Below are 15,025 nucleotides of genomic sequence, written 5' to 3'. Positions count from 1 at the left end.
CCTCACGAACGCCGCTCGGACTCAGAGGCGGCCCAGGTGAAGACGCCCTTCGCCATGAGGGAGAGCTCGTTCGCCGCCCTGGCGGAGAAGACCGCCGCGCGTACGCGATGCACGCCCGGGTCGTCCGGGGCCGCCAGGGCGGCCATCTCCGCGAGGTGCCCCGCCAGCCGCTCGTCCCCGTCGGAGAGGGCCTTGAGCGCGGCGTCCGCGAGGGCCGCCGGGCCGCCCGCGAGCTCGGCCACGGATCTCGCCAGCACGGCGTCGGGGGCGGGTTTGAGGTTGGCCGGGTTGCCGTCGTACCAGCCGCCGTAGAGCCGCCACAGGTTGCGTACGACGAATTCCGGCTCGTCATAGCGGGCCCGCAGGTAGGGCCGGTCGGAGAGGTGGGCCGGCGGGCGCACGGCATGGACGATCTCGTCGAGCCGGGCGCCCGCGTTGAGCAGGCCGAGCGTCTGCGTGACGAGCGACTCCAGCCATTCGGCCGTCTCCAGGAGCGCCTGGCGGACGCGGTCGCGGCCGAAGACGGGAGCGCCGTGGCTGGGCAGCATGATCTCGGCGTTCATGGCGGCCATCCGCTGCAGCGCGTGCACCCATTCCCGGGGATAGCGCTGCACCTTCTGCGGGTTCCCGCAATTGGGCGTGACCCAGATGAACAGGTCGCCGGGGAGCAGCAGCTCGTGCTCGCGGACGTAGCCGACGGTCGCGTCGTCCGTCTCGCCCTTGGCGTGCAGCAGGTCGAACGTCAGCCCGCCGCGCCGCACGGTCAGCGTGTCGGTGTAGGTCACGTCGGGGTGGCGGTAGGAGGTCGGCCAGCGGAGCTGGGGCGCCTGGAACTGGCGCTGGTTGATCATCGCGTTGTAGCCGTTGGTCAGCAGGTATCGCTCGAACCGATCGGCCACGGCTCTGTGGGCGTAGATCGTGGCCCGCGGGCCCGACTCCTCGAACGGTGCCGTCCCGAACACGTGGTCGATGTGCCCGTGCGAGTAGAAGGCGGTGGTCAGCGGCGCCCGCGTCCAGCCGCGTACGTCCTCGTGCAGCCGGGCCGCCGAGAAGGGGCTGCTGGTGTCGAACAGCAGCAGCTCCCCGTCGGTCTCGAACGTGATGACGTTTCCGAACCCGGACCACCAGCCAAGGCCGTCCGCGATCGTCAGGACGCCCTTGCCCTGCATGCCCGCGTCCACGATGCTGTCGTCCGATTCGCCGTGCCAGACCCGGTCCGCATACTCGACAATCATGTGCCCCACTCTGCTTCTAGAACCTCGTTCTAGGCAAGATGCCCGCCGGGATCGGCTCGGGGCGCTGGCGTAATGTGGGTCCCATGGACGTCGAGAGCAAGCTCAGCGACCTGCCCGAGTGGCGGCGCGAGGGCGACGAGATCCGGCGCACGGTCACCGCGCCCGACTTCCCCACCGCCATCCGCATCGTCGACGAGATCGCGGTCAAGGCGGAGGAGCTCAACCACCACCCCGACATCGACATCCGCTGGCGCGCGCTCCACCTGGCCCTCACCACCCATGACCAGGGCGGGCTCACCGACCTCGACTTCACGCTGGCCGCCCTGATCGACGACATCGCGGCGAAACACGGCGCCTAGGACGTAATAACCGTACGTAACAGGCCGGTCACTCGTTAGAGTGGTGCTCTCTCGGAGCCCTCATGCCGGAGGGGCTCGAACCATGGGGGTCTCATGCGCGTGCCCGCAGTCCTGCTCGTCCTTCTGACCGCGCCCGTCGTGGCGGGCTGCGCGGGGCCACCCGTCCCGGTCCAGAACGCCAAGACGTCGCCGGACGAGACGGTCAACCTCAACTCCGCAGGGGAGTTCAGCACCGACGACACCGGAGCCATCGCCTACGACCGGAAGCTCGCCCCCCAGGGCTCCCAGGCGAGCGTCACCGTCGAGTCGTCCGGAGGGCAGACGCGCACCTCGCTCGTCGTCGAGGGCCTGGTGCCCAACCACCACTACGGCGCCCACCTGCACACCAAGCCCTGCGGCAAGAAGCCTGACGAGTCGGGCCCCCACTACCAGCACAACCCCGGCCAGATCGACGCCACCAGCGAGGTCTGGCTCGATTTCACCACCGACGGCAACGGCGCCGGCCGGTCGAGCGCCCGCAACCCCTGGGGGCTGCGCAGCGCCAGTCTGCCGGGCTCGCTCGTGATCCACTCCCAGGGCACCAAGACCTCGGGCCCGGAGGTCGGCACGGCCGGCGAGCGCGTCGCCTGCCTCACCCTGAAATAGGTGTCGCGAGCCCTGCGCAAGGCGGGCATAATTACACAATTACATACTGGAAGGGGCCTCGTGACGAGTCGCCAGTGGCAGCCACCCCGATTACGGCTGTTCGAAGCCGCGCACCGCCGGGCGACCTGGCTGGAGCTCCTGTACGACCTGGTCTTCGTCGTGGCCGTCGCCGAGCTGGCCGCCGTGCTCGCCCAGGGTGCGGGCACGGCCGGGATCCTCACGTTCGTGGGGTTGTTCGTGCCGGTCTGGTGGGCCTGGGCGGGATACGTCTTCTACGCCAACCGGTTCGACACCGACGACGTCAGCCACCGGCTCCTCGCGCTGCCGCAGATCCTGGCCGTCGCCTCCATGGCGGCGAGCGTGGGCGACATCGAGCAGCGCTCCGGGCTCTTCGCCGTCTCGTACGCCGCGGCGCGGGTGCTGCTCATCGTGGCCTACGTACGGGCCGGCCGTCACGTGCCCGAGGCCAGGCCGCTGACCGACCGCTACGCCACCGGGTTCGCCGTGGCCGTGGTCATCTGGCTGGCCTCGCTGGCGGTGGAGCCGCCCCAGCGGTACGCGCTGTGGGCCGTCGCCCTGGTCATCGACCTCGCCACGCCCCTGCTGGCCCGGCGCCACCAGGGCAAGCTGCCACCGCAGACCGAGCACCTGCCCGAACGGTTCGGACTCTTCGTCGTGATCGTCCTCGGCGAGGTCGTCGCGGCCGTCGTCATCGGTCTGAAGGGTCACGACGTCACGCCGGGGGCGCTGCTCATCGCGCTGGCCGGGGTGGCGATCGCGATGGGCTTCTGGTGGCTCTACTTCGGCCACCTCGACGAGTCCGTCGTCCTGCGTACCCGGTTGGCCGGGCAGGTGTGGGTCTACTCGCACCTGCCGCTGTCGCTCGGCCTGGTGGCGTTCGGGATCGGCATCGAGCACGCGATCGCGCATCCGTCCCGGACGAGCGGGTCGGTGGCGGTGCCCGCGGCGCTCGCGCTGGCCGTGCTCGGAGTGCAGCACCTGTGCTCGCGCGGCCGCCGCGCGGGCGTCATCCGCCTGGCCGCCGCCGCGCTGGTGCTGGCCGCCTCGCTGCTGCCGGTGGTGGTGGCGCTGCCCGCCATCCTGCTGGTCGCCGCGGCGCAGGTGGCCTACGACCTGTCCCGCCCGCTCCCCGCGGAAGGTGCCGCATGACCGCCCAGGATGTGTTCGACCGCCAGCTCGCCGCCATCGCCGGCCAGGACCTGGAGGCCCTGCTCGCCCAGTATCACGAGGAGGCCGAGGTCGTCCGCTTCGACCGCGTCGCCCGGGGCCCCGCTGAGATCGGGGAGCTGTTCGCCGCCTATCTCTCCGCCAAGCCCCAGGTTGACGAGATCGTCTCCAGCCGGGTGACCGAGGACGTGATCTTCTACAACGCCCTGATGACCGTCGGGGGGAACCGCGTCGCCACGTACGGCACCCTGGTGCTCAAGGACGGCCGGATCTGGCGCCAGACCGCCGCCGCCCTCCCGCTCACCTGATCACGGACGCCATCGGCTGCCACGGGGCCGCGTCGAAGATCAGCATGATGGTGGCGATCCTCCCGTCGCGGAGCCGGAAGTGCTCGGCCGTCCGCTGGACGCCGGCGGGCGTCGCCGTGTGCACGTCGTACACGAGCGTCGCCTCCGACTCCCCGTACAGCATTCGGCGACCAGCGCCACCGCCCCCGCCACGTCCCCCCGGAACCGGGCGTCGTGATAACCCCTGACGACGTCTCTGGTGCTCATTCGGCGCTCATCCCTTTCAGGTGCTCGGCCAGCCGCTCCTGATCGGCGGCCAGCCGCAGGCACAGGTGGCGCAACGTCGCCAGCTCGGCGGGCGTGAAGCCCCGGAAGATCGCCGCCATCGCGAGCTGCGACGGTTTCCTGAACGCCTCGATCCAGGACCGCCCCTCGGGCGTGATCTGGGCCCGCACCGAGCGCCGGTCGTTCCGGTCGGGGACCCGCCGCGCCAGCCCGTCGCGTTCGAGGGTGTCCACCAGCCCGGTGACGTTCCTGGGGCTCACGCCCGCCGCCTGGGCCAGCTCGCCGATGCTGGCACCGCCGTCGCCGGCCGAGCTCAGCCGCAGCAGGATGTCCATCGCGCCGGAGCTGAGGCCCCGCCCCTCGCTGCCGTGGGACCGCATGCGCTCGACGGCCTGGAAAGCCGTGCGGACGGCGGCCGCCGCCTCGAACGCCGACGTGTCGTCGCCGCCCGTGAACTCCTTCATGGCCGCCCGGACGTCGGCATCGTAGATCAACTCATCGTCATCATGTTCAAGCTTCATAATGAAGCCCTACTTTATTACCTACTTCCATAAATGGGAAGAGGCCCGCGCCGGGATGGCGCGGGCCTCTGGGAGGAGGAGAAGTGCCGGGGTCAGGCGTGGTGGGCGGGGACGGTGCCGAGGCGGCCGGCCTTGAAGTCCTCGAACGCCTGCACCAGCTCGGCCTTGGTGTTCATGACGAACGGCCCGTAGTGCGCCACCGGCTCCCCGATGGGCTCGCCGCCCAGGACGATCACTTCGAGCGGCTCCTTGGCCGCCGAGATCGTGATGGTCTCGGCGGTGGTGGCCAGCCCCGGGCGGTTGCCGAACCCCTCGAACACGGCCAGCTGCCCGCCGTGGAACGGCCGCCGCTCGGCGCCCGCGGTGCCCCGGCCGGACAGCGCGTACGCCAGGGCGTTGAAGTCCTTGCGCCACGGCATGACCAGCCTCGCCCCCGGAGAGACGGTGGCGTGCAGCAGCGTGATCGGCGTCTGGGTGCTGCCCGGGCCCACGTTCCCGCCCAGGTCCCCGGCGATGAGCCGGACCAGCGCCCCGCCGTCATGGCTGCTCAGCAGCACGACACTGGACCCCCCGATGTCCTGATATTTCGGGGCGATCATCTTCTTCGACCCCGGCAGGTTCACCCAGAGCTGGATCCCGTGGAACAGCCCGCCCTGCTGCACGAGCCACTCCGGCGGCGCCTCCTTGTGCAGGATCCCGGCCCCGGCGGTCATCCACTGGGTGTCCCCGTTGGTGATCGTGCCACCGCCGCCGTTGGAGTCGAGGTGGTCCATGACCCCGTCGATCATGTAGGTGACGGTCTCGAAGCCCCGGTGCGGGTGCCACGGCGTGCCCTTGGGCTCGCCCGCCGCGTAGTCCACCTCGCCCATCTGGTCCATCATCACGAAGGGGTCCAGGTACTCGGGCTTGATGGCGGCCAGTGCCCGGCGTACGGGGAAGCCCTCGCCCTCGAACCCGCTGGGCGCGGTCTCCACGGCCAGCACCTTGCGCCCGGGCGTCCCGGTCACGGGCTCGGGCAGACGGGGGAGGGTGAACGGGTTCTCTACGGTGACGGCGGGCATCTCGCGCTCCTTCCAGCGGGTCTGCCCTCCACAACCCGATTTACTTTTCAACTATTCCGGGCCGGATCAATCTCCGTGGTAAAGCCGTTCGAGATCCACGAGCTGGATCCGGCCACCGCTCTTCCGCGCGGCCTCCCGCAGGGCGGGCATGAACCCGGTGCCGCTGAAGAGGGTGATGACGTTCGGAGCCCGGCCTTGGGCGCGCAGGAGCGTCGCGACCTTCTCCATGCGTTCGAGGTGAGCCAGTCCGATCGTGTCCCCCCACTTCGCCTCGCCGATGGCCAGGACGTTGCCGTCGGCGTCCATCGAGACGAGGTCCACCTCGTGGCCCGTGCGGGCGGCGCTGTCGTGGACGACGCCCGACAGCACCCGCATGGCCATGCCGCCGAGCGTCTCGTCGGCGGCCATGGTGTGGGCCCAGGTCCGGCACATGTACTCGAAAACCGGGCCTGCCACGGCGCTGCGGAAGCGCGGCTGAGCGGCCTCCCACAGGCGTTCGGTCCGGCCCGGACGCACCTGCTCGAGTTGGGCGTACACCGGTCTCATGACCGAGTGGTAGAAGCGGACCAGCGGCTCGGTGATGCGGTAGGCCGAGCGGTTCTGCCGGAACGCGTCCGGCTCCACGGTCAGCAGTCCCGCGTCGGCCAACACGGTCAGATGGTGCGAGATGTCCGTCGCCTTGCGCTCGATCCGGCTCGCGATGGAGCCTCGCGTGCAGTTCCCTTCGGCGACCGCGGCGAGCACCGTGTGATAGAGACCGGTGTTCGTGAGCGTCGGATCCTCCGCCAGCAGGGCTCTCACCTCCCTGAAGAGCGGGCTCGCGGGGCTGAGGACATGCTCCGTCACCCAGTCGTCGAAGTCCTCCAGACGCGCCGGCGTCGCGCCGCGCAGGAACTCGGACTTGTACGCGGGTGTTCCGCCCACGATCAGGTAGACGAGCGCCGCGAGCCGCAGGTCGTCCAGCCCCCAGAACTCACGCGCCGCACGATAGTCGAACGTCGGCACGATCAGTTCCAGAGACGCCCGGCCGCGCAGCGGAGCGCTGCCCATGAGGAGGTTGCCCATGAACGAGATCGACGAGCCGCACAGCAGGATCCGCGCCCGGGACTCGATGCGCTCCCTGCGCCGGGGCGACAGCGCCCGCTGGATCAACGATGGCAGTTCCGGCGCCCCGTGCACGAGATAGGGGAACTCGTCGATGACCACGGGCACGGGACGGTCGGTGCCGAGCGAGAGCAGGGCGTCAAGGGCTTCTTCCCAGTGAGAGAAGTGGACCCTGCCCGGTGCGCCGGTATGACGCCCCACGGCGTCGCCGAGTTGCCTGAGCGCCTCCTGCCGCGGGACGGCCTCCGTCGCCGAATAGTAGAAGCCGCCCGTGGCCTCGCACATCGCCTCCAGAAGGAACGTCTTGCCCTGGCGCCGCCGGCCCGAGACGACACCGAGGCTCGCTCCAGGCTCGTCGTCGGAGACGAATCTGGTCAGCTGTGCCCACTCCCACGTGCGGTCGAACATGTCCGTGGGCTTCGGAATCCGCATGACTCGCCTCCTTTTAGGAGCCCAATTATAAGAAGTGGACTCCTAAAAGGCGGGATCGTCGGGTCAGGATTCTTTGGCGAGGGTGAAGGCGCCGCGGGCGACGGCGAGTTGCTCCGGTCCCGTCTTTTGCTTGATCGGTGCCTTGGGGTCGACGGCCATCGTGGTGACGACGTACGTCCTGCCCCCCGACGTACGGGCCAGGAAGCCCAGGTCCGACACCCCGGGCTCCGAACCGCCCTTGAACCACACGGTCGGCCACTGCGCCCGGTCCAGCCCGAGTCCCGCGTCGGAGATGGACATGGCCTCGCCGATCCGCGGGTCGCCCAGCTTCACCAGCCCCGCGTAGGCCCGGCAGATGTCGGCGGGGGAGGCGTACCACTCGACCGTGTCCAGCTCGCGCGGCGCCGTCCACGGCTCGAACTCCGACAGCGGCGCCTTGGCCACGACCCGGTCCAGGTAGGCGCGCCGGCCGGCGGTGCTGAGCGACAGGTACCGCCTGGCGTGGCGCGGATAGTCCACACCCTTGAGGACGAACAGCTCCCTCGTCGTCAGAAGGGGCACGTTGCGCTTGTCGCGGGCGCCCCAGGCCCGCATCGTCCGCTCGACCGCCTTGCGGCCGACCTTGTGGACCAGCAGGTCGGTGGCCGTGTTGTCGCTGATGGAGATCATCAGCTTGGCGGCCTCCAGGACGGACACCTTGCTGCCGTCGGGGCGGTCCTGGAGCTCGCCGGACGGCAGGCTCTTCAGCTCGGGCGTGATCGTGAGCTCGGTGTCCCAGCCGAACGCGCCGCTCCTGACGCGCTCGGCCACCGCGCCCAGCACGTACAGCTTGAACATGGACCCCAGCGGGCGCGCCTGGTCGGCGGCCAGGCCGTGCACGGGGCGGCACCTGCCGTCCGCGGTCAGCTCGGCGGCCAGGAAGCCGGCCTGCGGGGAGGCCGCCCGGAGCCGCTCGTCCGCCTCGGCCCAGCTCCGCGGGGCGGGCGGGCGGAACAGCAGGCCGTCGATCAGCCCCGCGGCGTCCACGCTGAGCACGACCTCGAACGCCGCGGTGCCCACCACGACGCGGGCGGCCAGCGCGGTGTCCCGCGACTGCAGCAGCCGCTCCAGCCGCATGCCCGTGAAGCCCGCCAGGACCTGGTTGACCTGCGCGGGCGGGATCTTCTTGAGGAAGCCGGCGGCGAAGTGCCCGGCCAGCTCGCTCTCCGGGATCGGCGTGCGGGCGGTCGCCTCCAGCAGCCAGCCCAGCTGCCGGCCCACCGGAGTGTCGGGGACCCCGGGGGCGGCGGTCGTGGCGGTGGTGGGGGCGGTCGTGGCCTGTACGGGAGCGGGCGCGCTCACGCAGGCCGACATGGTGATCGCCACCGCGGCCGCGGCGAGGAACCGGGCGGGCTTCGACGGAGTGTTCATGGAAGGGCTCCAATCGAGGATCGACTCGTGGCTTCAGCAAAGCCCCGGGAGCAAGATCGGGACCACCAAGGGGGCCGCCGTTTCGGCGGTGCGGCTGGCCGTAGGAAATATGCGGATAACCTCGTAGACGCCGTCCCGCACGCTCGTCACGATGGGGCCCTATGAGGTTCAGGCTGGTGGCCGGGCCGCTGGCGTTGATCGCGGCCGCCGGCACCGTGAGCGGCGCGCTGCTGGAGAGCGGCCTGCCCGCCCCGGCGACGCAGTGGGCGTACATCGTCCTCGCCCTGCTCCTGCCCGCGCTGGGCTGGCTGCTGGCCGCCAGGCGTCCCGCGCTCCGCTACGGCTGGCTGCTCCTCGCGGCCGGCCTGTGCCTGGGGCTCGGCAGCCTCGGCGCGGGGCTGGGGGTGCGCGGCGCCCCCGATCTCCTCGTCTCGTTCCTCCTGTCCATGTTCGCCGTGTTCTACGGTCTCACCTGGATCTTCGTGCCCCTGCTGTTCCCCGACGGGCAGCTGCCGACGCGGCGCTGGCGGGCGGTGGCGTGGATCTCGGGCATCGCGGTCGCCCTGCACGCCGGGGGATACCTGGTGAGCGGCCTCGGCCCGTACCGGTCATCCGGGCCGCTGTCCCCGGCGGGTGTGGTCGCGGCGCTCGCGTCGGCAGGCGGGCAGCTCGTCACGTGGGTCATGGCCGCGATCGTGTTCTGCGGGCTCGTGGTGCGCTGGCGGCGCAGCGGCTCCGGCGAGCGCGGGCAGTACGCCTGGATGGTGGGGGGCACGACCGCGACCCTGGCCGGCGGGGTGCTGCTCTCGCTCTTCAACTTCGGCGGGGTGCAGGTCGGGGCGGTCGGGATACTCGGGGTCCTGGCGGTGGTCGGCTCGCTGCCCGCCGCGATCGGGGTGGCGGTCGTGCGGCACCGGCTGCTCGACCTGCGCGTCGGCATCCGGGGGTCACGCCTGCACCTGGTGTTCGACATCCGGCCGACGGTGGACGAGGTGCTGTCCGACCTTGGTACGGCGCTCGACGACGCCCCCGAGCCGGTGGAGCAGGTGGGCCGGCTGGCCGCCGCGGTGCGCACCGGGCTGGACGTCAGGTGGGCGGCGGTGACGCTCGCGGACGGCACGCGCGTGGTCTCGGGCCGGGAGGAGGGGCGGGCGGTGCTGGAGATGCCGGTACGCGGCGGCCTCGGGCGCATCGAGTGCGGCCCCAGGGACGCCGGCCCGCTGACCCGCGTGGACCGGTGCCTGCTGGAGGCGCTGGCCGTGCCGGCCGGGCTGGCCATCCAGAGCGCCGGCCTGGTCAGCCGCCTGGTCAATGCCCAGGAGGCCGAGCGCCGCCGCATCGAGCGCAACATCCACGACGGCGTGCAGCAGCAGCTCGTCGCCCTCATCGCCGGCCTCGAACTCGCCCGGGCCACGGGCGCGGGCCCCGACATGCTGGCCCACCTGCGCGAGCAGGCCCGCCAGACGCTCGCCGACCTGCGCGAGCTGGCGGCCGGCATCCACCCTTCCTCGCTCAGCCAGGGCGGCCTGGTGGAGGCCGTGGAGGAGCGCTGCTCCCGCCTGCCCGTGCGCACGACGGTGACCTCGCCCCCGCCGCTGCGCGCCAGGCGGTTCGCCGACCAGGTCGAGGGCGCGATGTACTTCACCGTGAGCGAGGCGGTGGCGAACGCGCTCAAGCACGCGGGCGCGGCGACCATAGAGGTACGACTGTCGCAGGAGGGCGGCCGCCTGCGCGCGACGGTCGCCGACGACGGCAAGGGCTTCGACCCCGGCGCGGCGGCCCGCAGAGGACTGGCCACGCTCGCCGACCGCCTCGACGCGCTCGGCGGTGGCCTGACGGTGGACAGCGAGCCGGGGAAGGGGACACGGGTGAACGCGTGGGTGCCGGTCGATGGGTGAGCGGATCCGTACGGTGGTGGCCGACGACCACTACCTGGTGCGCGAGGGCACTCGGCAACTGCTGGAGACGTCGGGCGAGGTCACGGTCGTGGGCGCGGTGGGCAACGCCGACGAGCTCCTGGACGCCGTACGCCGGCTCGGCCCCGACGTCGTGATCACCGACATCCGGATGCCCGGAGGGGAGTGGCGGCAGGGCTTCGAGGGCATCGACGCGGCCCACCGCATCCGCTCCGCGCACCCGCGGGTCGGGGTGGTCGTGTTGTCGCAGTTCGCGGACGCGCTGTTCGCGTTCGAGCTGTTCAAGCACGGCACCGCGGGCTACGCGTACCTGCTCAAGGACCGGGTGGGGGATCTGGACGAGCTGCTCGGGGCGATCAGGGCGGTGGCGGCGGGCGGCTCGGTCATCGACCCGAAGGTGGTCGAGGGCCTGCTCGCCCGGCGCGACGTGCGGGGACAGCGGGAGGCGCTGACCGCCCGTGAGCGGGACGTGCTGCGGGAGATGGCCCACGGCCGGTCGAACTCCGGCATCGCGCGGGCCCTGCACCTGTCGATCTCGTCGGTGGAGAAGAACGTGAACGCCATCTTCACCAAGCTCGGCCTGGAGAACAGCGGCGACGTGCACCGGCGGGTCGCCGCGGTCCTGGCCTACCTCGGGCCGGAGCCGTGACTCAGCGGTAGGCCAGGCGGCGCAGCAGGATCTCGGCCGGGCCCCGGTGACCGACGCGCCGCATCAGGTCGGCGAGGTACAGCGAGACCAGCCACGTGCCCGCCGCCACGGCCGTGGCGCCCGCGAGGCCGAGCTCGTCCTCCAGCCCCAGGCCGAACGGGTAGAAGACCAGGACGAACGCGACGGACTGGAAGAGGTACAGGCTCATCGAGCGCCGGCCGAGGGCCTCGACCATCGTGGTGAGCCGGTTGCGGCGGCGGGCGGCCCCGATCGCGACCAGGGCGACGAGGCCCGCCATGCCGATGCCGCCGGCGTAGCCGGTGAGGGGTTGCGCCAGCACCGCCGCCCACAGCGCCGCCTGCGACGGCTCGGCCCACGCGCCGGTCTGGATGAGGGCCGCCGGGACGCCGCCGGCGACGGACACGGCGGTGGTGATGACCGTGGCGCGGATCAGGAACCCCCGATGGCGTACGGGCTCGTCCAGGAAGCGGCGCCGCGCCGCCCACATCCCCAGCACGACCCCGGGGATGACCGCGACGACGGCCACGACCAGGCCGAAGGGCCAGGCGATCAGCCGCTCTGGGAGCAGCTCCCAGAAACCCCGGCCGCCGGCGGCGACGGTTCCCGCGGTGTAGGTGGAGATGTCCCGCCCCAGCGCGAACCACATGCCGGCCCCGACGATGAGCGTGGCGGGCACCAGGGTGAGCCCCGCCGTCCACAGCAGGCTCGCGTCCCCGCGCCGCAGCAGGCCGACCAGCAGGACGGCGGCGAGCCCGTACACGCCGAGGATGTCGATCGGGACCAGCACCACCGTGTGGACGATCCCGATCGCGATCAGCCACCAGCCGCGCCGGCGCAGCAGCTTGCGGGCGCTCACCCAGCCGTCGCCCCCCTGCAGCCGGCGGTCGAGCAGTTGCACCAGCGCGTACCCGAACAGGAACGCGAACAGCGGCCGCGCGTGGTTGTTGACGAAGAGAAGGTGGAAGAAGTCCGTGATCGCGTTGGCCGCGGCCGGGCCGCGATGGACGTCGGTCACGAAGAGCGGTGCGTGCGCGAAGGCGATGGCCAGTAACATCGCGCCGCGGGCCAGGTCAGGGGCCAGCGCGCGCCCGGCCGTGCGTGGCCCGGCCGGTGCCTCGATGGACGTGGTCATGTGGTTCCCTCCCCAAGGGTTGCCGTGATTCGTCGGGTCAACCCGCTTCGGCCGCCGCCTTGGCCGCCTGCAGGCTCTTGCGCAACGCGACGGTGATCGGCTCGACGGGTCCGGACAACTGCTGGATCCGGTCCGTACGCAGCTCCCGGCGGGACTGCACCACCGTATTGAGCCGGGCCGTCGCGGCCAGCGCGGCCAGGACGCGGACGTCCTGGTCCAGGCGGGCGACCGGCTGGCCGCCGCGGATGGCCCGGCCGACGCGCTCGGCGAGCCTGCGCGACAGGTACGCCTTGCGCGGCGTGATCCGCTCCACCGGGAAGAGCAGGATCCGCCGCCGCTCCACGCGGATCAGCCCGGCGGCCGCCAGCTCGTCGCGGACGACGCCGACCGCCTTGCCGTTGTGCTTCTGCACCCACCGCTGCCAGGAGCGGGCCCGCGGCGAAGCGGAGATCTGCTCCCAGACGATCGCCGGCAGGGTGCCGGAGCCGGCGCCGGGCGGGGCGGTGAGCGCCCGCACCTTGCCCGACTCGTCCGCCAGGTGGCCCGCCAGCAGCAACTCGGCGAGCGCGGCCGCGCGCAGCAGGTAGCCCAGCTCGCCGCGGCCGGTCAGCTTCTCTTTCCGCAGGTCGAAGGCCAGCAGGAAGGCCGACCTCGTCAGCGTCTCATCCGGTGTCACCAGCGTCTCCATCCGCCCGCTCCTCTTCCTGATCTTCCTGGTCGGAGTCCTCCGGGCCCTTCCTGGGCCGCCCGCGGGGACGCATCCGCCCCACCCCGTCCGGCAGGCGCCCGGCCTCGGAGAGCGCCCTGCGCAGCAGGAACTCGATCTGGGAGTTCGTGCTGCGCAGCTCGTCGGACGCCCACCTGGCCAGCGCGTCGTGCACCACCGGGTCGAGCCGCAACAGGATCTTCTTGCGCTCCACGGTGTTACTGGTAGAGCGTGCCGGCGTTGACCACGGGCTGGGTGTCGCGGTCACCGACCAGCACCACGAGCAGGTTGCTCACCATGGCCGCCTTGCGCTCCTCGTCCAGCTCCACCACGTCGTGCTCGGCGAGCTTGGCCAGGGCCATCTCCACCATGCCGACCGCGCCCTCGACGATCCGCTGCCGGGCCGCCACCACCGCGCCGGCCTGCTGGCGGCGGAGCATCGCGTGGGCGATCTCGGGTGCGTACGCCAGGTGGATGATGCGGGACTCGATGACCTTCACCCCGGCGGAGGACACCCGGGCCCCGATCTCCGCGGACAGCCGCTCGTTGATCTCGTCGGCGTTGTCCCGCAGCGACAGCCTCGGCTCGCCGTGGGCGTCGTACGGGTAACTGCCGGCGATGTGCCGCACGGCCGTCTCGGCCTGGATGGCCACGAACTCCACGAAGTCGTCCACCTCGAAGACCGCCTGCGCGGTGTCGCGCACCTGCCAGACCACCACGGTCGCGATCTGGATCGGGTTGCCGTCGGCGTCGTTGACCTTCGTCACGTCCGTCTCGTGGTTGCGGATCCTGGTGGACACCCGCCGGCGCACCGTGATCGGGTTGACCCACTGGAAGCCGGGGGTGCGCAGGGTGCCGACGTACCGGCCGAGCAGCTGCACCACCCTGGCCTCGCCCGGCGCCACCGCAGTGAGCCCGAAGAACATGACGAACCCGATCACGGCCACCAGGCAGCTCGCGAGGAGCACCCACAGCCCGCCCTGCCCGGCCCCCGTGGCGAGCATGACGATCCCGGCGACGATCCCCGCGATCCCGATGAGCTCCAGCGCCGTCGCCACGCTCGCCATCACGAACCCGTTGGCCGCGCGCACCGGGCGCTCGCTCGTGTGCGGCGCGGGCATGTCCACGACGGTCCCCTCAAGTGCGACCCCGCCCGATGTGTTCGTCATCGGCATCACCCTTCTGTTGTGACTTCACCTTGCTAGCAAAGTGATATCACTTTTTGGGCGGTGCGGGAAGCCCCGTCTTGGTAGGGCTGGCCCCACCAGGGATCGGGGTGTCGGCGGCAATGCCCTTCGGGGCGCGGCTTTCTAGGGTTGTTACATGCCGTCTGCTCGGTAATCCGGATCACACAGAATTGAGCATCATGATGAGGAAGAGAACGGCGATGACCGCGGGTCTTCTCGGGCTCGCGACGGTGCTGACCGGATGCGGCCTCGGCCCCACCGAGCAGGACACCGCGTCGTACGACGTCACCGACAAGGTGGCGGGGCTGCAGGTCCAAGCCGATTCCGGCACCGTGGAGGTGGTCGAGTCGGATCGCGCGGGCATCCACGTGACCGAGCGGCTGACCTGGCGCAAGAACAAGCCGGAGACCCGGCACGAGGTGCGGGGCGACACGCTGGAGCTGGGCTTCGACTGCCCCACCACGTGGGGGCTGGCCGCCGCGGCCACGTCCTGCGACGTCAGCTACCAGGTGGAGGTGCCCAAGGGCCTTCGCGTCAAGGTGGGCTCCGACTCCGGGGACCTCGTGCTGCGGGATCTGTCGGGCGAGCTGGAGGCCACGAGCGACTCCGGGGCCATCGAGGCCAGCGGGCTGACGGTCAGGCAGGTCGTCACGAAGACCGACTCCGGTGACATGACCCTGACCTTCGCCGGGCAGCCCGACAAGGTCACGACCGCCACCGACTCGGGCAGGACCGAGATCCACGTGCCGCAGGGGCCGTACAACATCGTGGCCAAGACCGACTCGGGCAACAAGGACATCAGCGCCGCCGGCGACCCCTCGGCCCGGCGCTCGATCGAGATGTCCAGCGACTCGGGGGACTTCGAGGTCGCCACCCCCTGACGGCGG

General features: G+C 71.5%; 17 protein-coding genes. 7 read left to right on the top strand and 10 right to left on the bottom strand.

The genetic code is table 11. The features are described from left to right. Positions 1-2: 2 nt before the first annotated feature. Positions 3-1,235, bottom strand: coding sequence for an alkyl sulfatase dimerization domain-containing protein (locus ACBJ59_RS17230; RefSeq protein WP_375111227.1), 1,233 nt, complete (start codon positions 1,233-1,235; stop codon positions 3-5). 83 nt (positions 1,236-1,318) lie between these two features. On the opposite strand from ACBJ59_RS17230, the gene ACBJ59_RS17225 reads away from it, so the two are divergent. From ACBJ59_RS17225 to ACBJ59_RS17210, 4 genes are all read left to right on the top strand, one after another. Continuing rightward, positions 1,319-1,594 carry a 4a-hydroxytetrahydrobiopterin dehydratase gene (locus tag ACBJ59_RS17225; RefSeq protein WP_375111226.1) on the top strand — a complete coding sequence of 92 codons (276 nt, stop codon included), beginning with the start codon at positions 1,319-1,321 and terminating at the stop codon, positions 1,592-1,594. A 93-nt stretch (positions 1,595-1,687) separates the two neighbouring features. Next, the gene (locus ACBJ59_RS17220; RefSeq protein WP_375111225.1) at positions 1,688-2,239 is read left to right on the top strand and encodes a hypothetical protein; all 552 of its coding nucleotides are present in this window, start codon (positions 1,688-1,690) and stop codon (positions 2,237-2,239) included. Positions 2,240-2,299: 60 nt separating this feature from the next. Beyond that, positions 2,300-3,409 carry a low temperature requirement protein A gene (locus tag ACBJ59_RS17215; RefSeq protein ID WP_375111224.1) on the top strand — a complete coding sequence of 370 codons (1,110 nt, stop codon included), beginning with the start codon at positions 2,300-2,302 and terminating at the stop codon, positions 3,407-3,409. Next, a complete protein-coding gene (locus ACBJ59_RS17210) occupies positions 3,406-3,735 on the top strand; it encodes a hypothetical protein (protein ID WP_375111223.1) in 330 nt (109 codons plus the stop codon). Before ACBJ59_RS17215 ends, ACBJ59_RS17210 begins: the two co-directional genes overlap by 4 nt. Here ACBJ59_RS17210 and ACBJ59_RS17205 read toward each other — a convergent pair. The 5 genes from ACBJ59_RS17205 to ACBJ59_RS17185 all read right to left on the bottom strand — a co-directional run bounded on the left by ACBJ59_RS17205 (position 3,728) and on the right by ACBJ59_RS17185 (position 8,527). Next, complete coding sequence (locus ACBJ59_RS17205; protein ID WP_375111222.1) at positions 3,728-3,898, bottom strand: hypothetical protein; 171 nt, start codon at positions 3,896-3,898, stop codon at positions 3,728-3,730. The two genes, ACBJ59_RS17210 and ACBJ59_RS17205, sit on opposite strands and share 8 nt — an antisense overlap. Positions 3,899-3,977: 79 nt before the next feature. After that, a complete protein-coding gene (locus tag ACBJ59_RS17200) occupies positions 3,978-4,493 on the bottom strand; it encodes a MarR family winged helix-turn-helix transcriptional regulator (RefSeq protein ID WP_375111221.1) in 516 nt (171 codons plus the stop codon). A 119-nt stretch (positions 4,494-4,612) separates the two neighbouring features. Continuing rightward, entirely contained in the window at positions 4,613-5,581 is a 969-nt protein-coding gene (locus ACBJ59_RS17195) for a pirin family protein (RefSeq protein WP_375111220.1), read from the bottom strand. A gap of 66 nt (positions 5,582-5,647) precedes the next feature. Then, entirely contained in the window at positions 5,648-7,117 is a 1,470-nt protein-coding gene (locus ACBJ59_RS17190) for an ATP-binding protein (RefSeq protein ID WP_375111219.1), read from the bottom strand. A gap of 63 nt (positions 7,118-7,180) precedes the next feature. Then, the gene (locus tag ACBJ59_RS17185; protein WP_375111218.1) at positions 7,181-8,527 is read right to left on the bottom strand and encodes a serine hydrolase; all 1,347 of its coding nucleotides are present in this window, start codon (positions 8,525-8,527) and stop codon (positions 7,181-7,183) included. A gap of 161 nt (positions 8,528-8,688) precedes the next feature. Here ACBJ59_RS17185 and ACBJ59_RS17180 point away from each other — a divergent pair, with 161 nt between their 5' ends. Next, positions 8,689-10,425, top strand: coding sequence for a sensor histidine kinase (locus tag ACBJ59_RS17180; protein ID WP_375111217.1), 1,737 nt, complete (start codon positions 8,689-8,691; stop codon positions 10,423-10,425). Continuing rightward, the gene (locus ACBJ59_RS17175) at positions 10,418-11,092 is read left to right on the top strand and encodes a response regulator (protein WP_375111216.1); all 675 of its coding nucleotides are present in this window, start codon (positions 10,418-10,420) and stop codon (positions 11,090-11,092) included. The genes ACBJ59_RS17180 and ACBJ59_RS17175 overlap by 8 nt, the downstream gene beginning before the upstream one ends. Position 11,093: 1 nt before the next feature. Here ACBJ59_RS17175 and ACBJ59_RS17170 read toward each other — a convergent pair whose 3' ends face one another. Genes ACBJ59_RS17170 through ACBJ59_RS17155 form a run of 4 tightly spaced genes read right to left on the bottom strand, consistent with a single transcriptional unit; the run spans position 11,094 to position 14,120 of the window. After that, positions 11,094-12,245: a DUF418 domain-containing protein gene (locus ACBJ59_RS17170; protein ID WP_375111215.1), complete on the bottom strand. Its 1,152-nt coding sequence runs from the start codon at positions 12,243-12,245 to the stop codon at positions 11,094-11,096. A gap of 37 nt (positions 12,246-12,282) precedes the next feature. After that, positions 12,283-12,933 carry a GPP34 family phosphoprotein gene (locus ACBJ59_RS17165; RefSeq protein WP_375111214.1) on the bottom strand — a complete coding sequence of 217 codons (651 nt, stop codon included), beginning with the start codon at positions 12,931-12,933 and terminating at the stop codon, positions 12,283-12,285. Beyond that, positions 12,908-13,165, bottom strand: coding sequence for a hypothetical protein (locus ACBJ59_RS17160; protein ID WP_375111213.1), 258 nt, complete (start codon positions 13,163-13,165; stop codon positions 12,908-12,910). The genes ACBJ59_RS17165 and ACBJ59_RS17160 overlap by 26 nt, the downstream gene beginning before the upstream one ends. 4 nt (positions 13,166-13,169) lie before the next feature. Then, complete coding sequence (locus ACBJ59_RS17155; protein WP_375111212.1) at positions 13,170-14,120, bottom strand: SPFH domain-containing protein; 951 nt, start codon at positions 14,118-14,120, stop codon at positions 13,170-13,172. 218 nt (positions 14,121-14,338) lie between these two features. Here ACBJ59_RS17155 and ACBJ59_RS17150 point away from each other — a divergent pair, with 218 nt between their 5' ends. Continuing rightward, positions 14,339-15,019: a DUF4097 family beta strand repeat-containing protein gene (locus ACBJ59_RS17150; RefSeq protein WP_375111211.1), complete on the top strand. Its 681-nt coding sequence runs from the start codon at positions 14,339-14,341 to the stop codon at positions 15,017-15,019. The last annotated feature ends 6 nt before the right edge of the window (positions 15,020-15,025 follow it).

Origin of the sequence: Nonomuraea sp. MTCD27, assembly GCF_041950495.1 — a bacterium.
Taxonomy (GTDB): domain Bacteria; phylum Actinomycetota; class Actinomycetes; order Streptosporangiales; family Streptosporangiaceae; genus Nonomuraea.
Note: the sequence above shows the minus strand (reverse complement) of the source record. Positions and strands in the feature narration are given on the sequence as shown.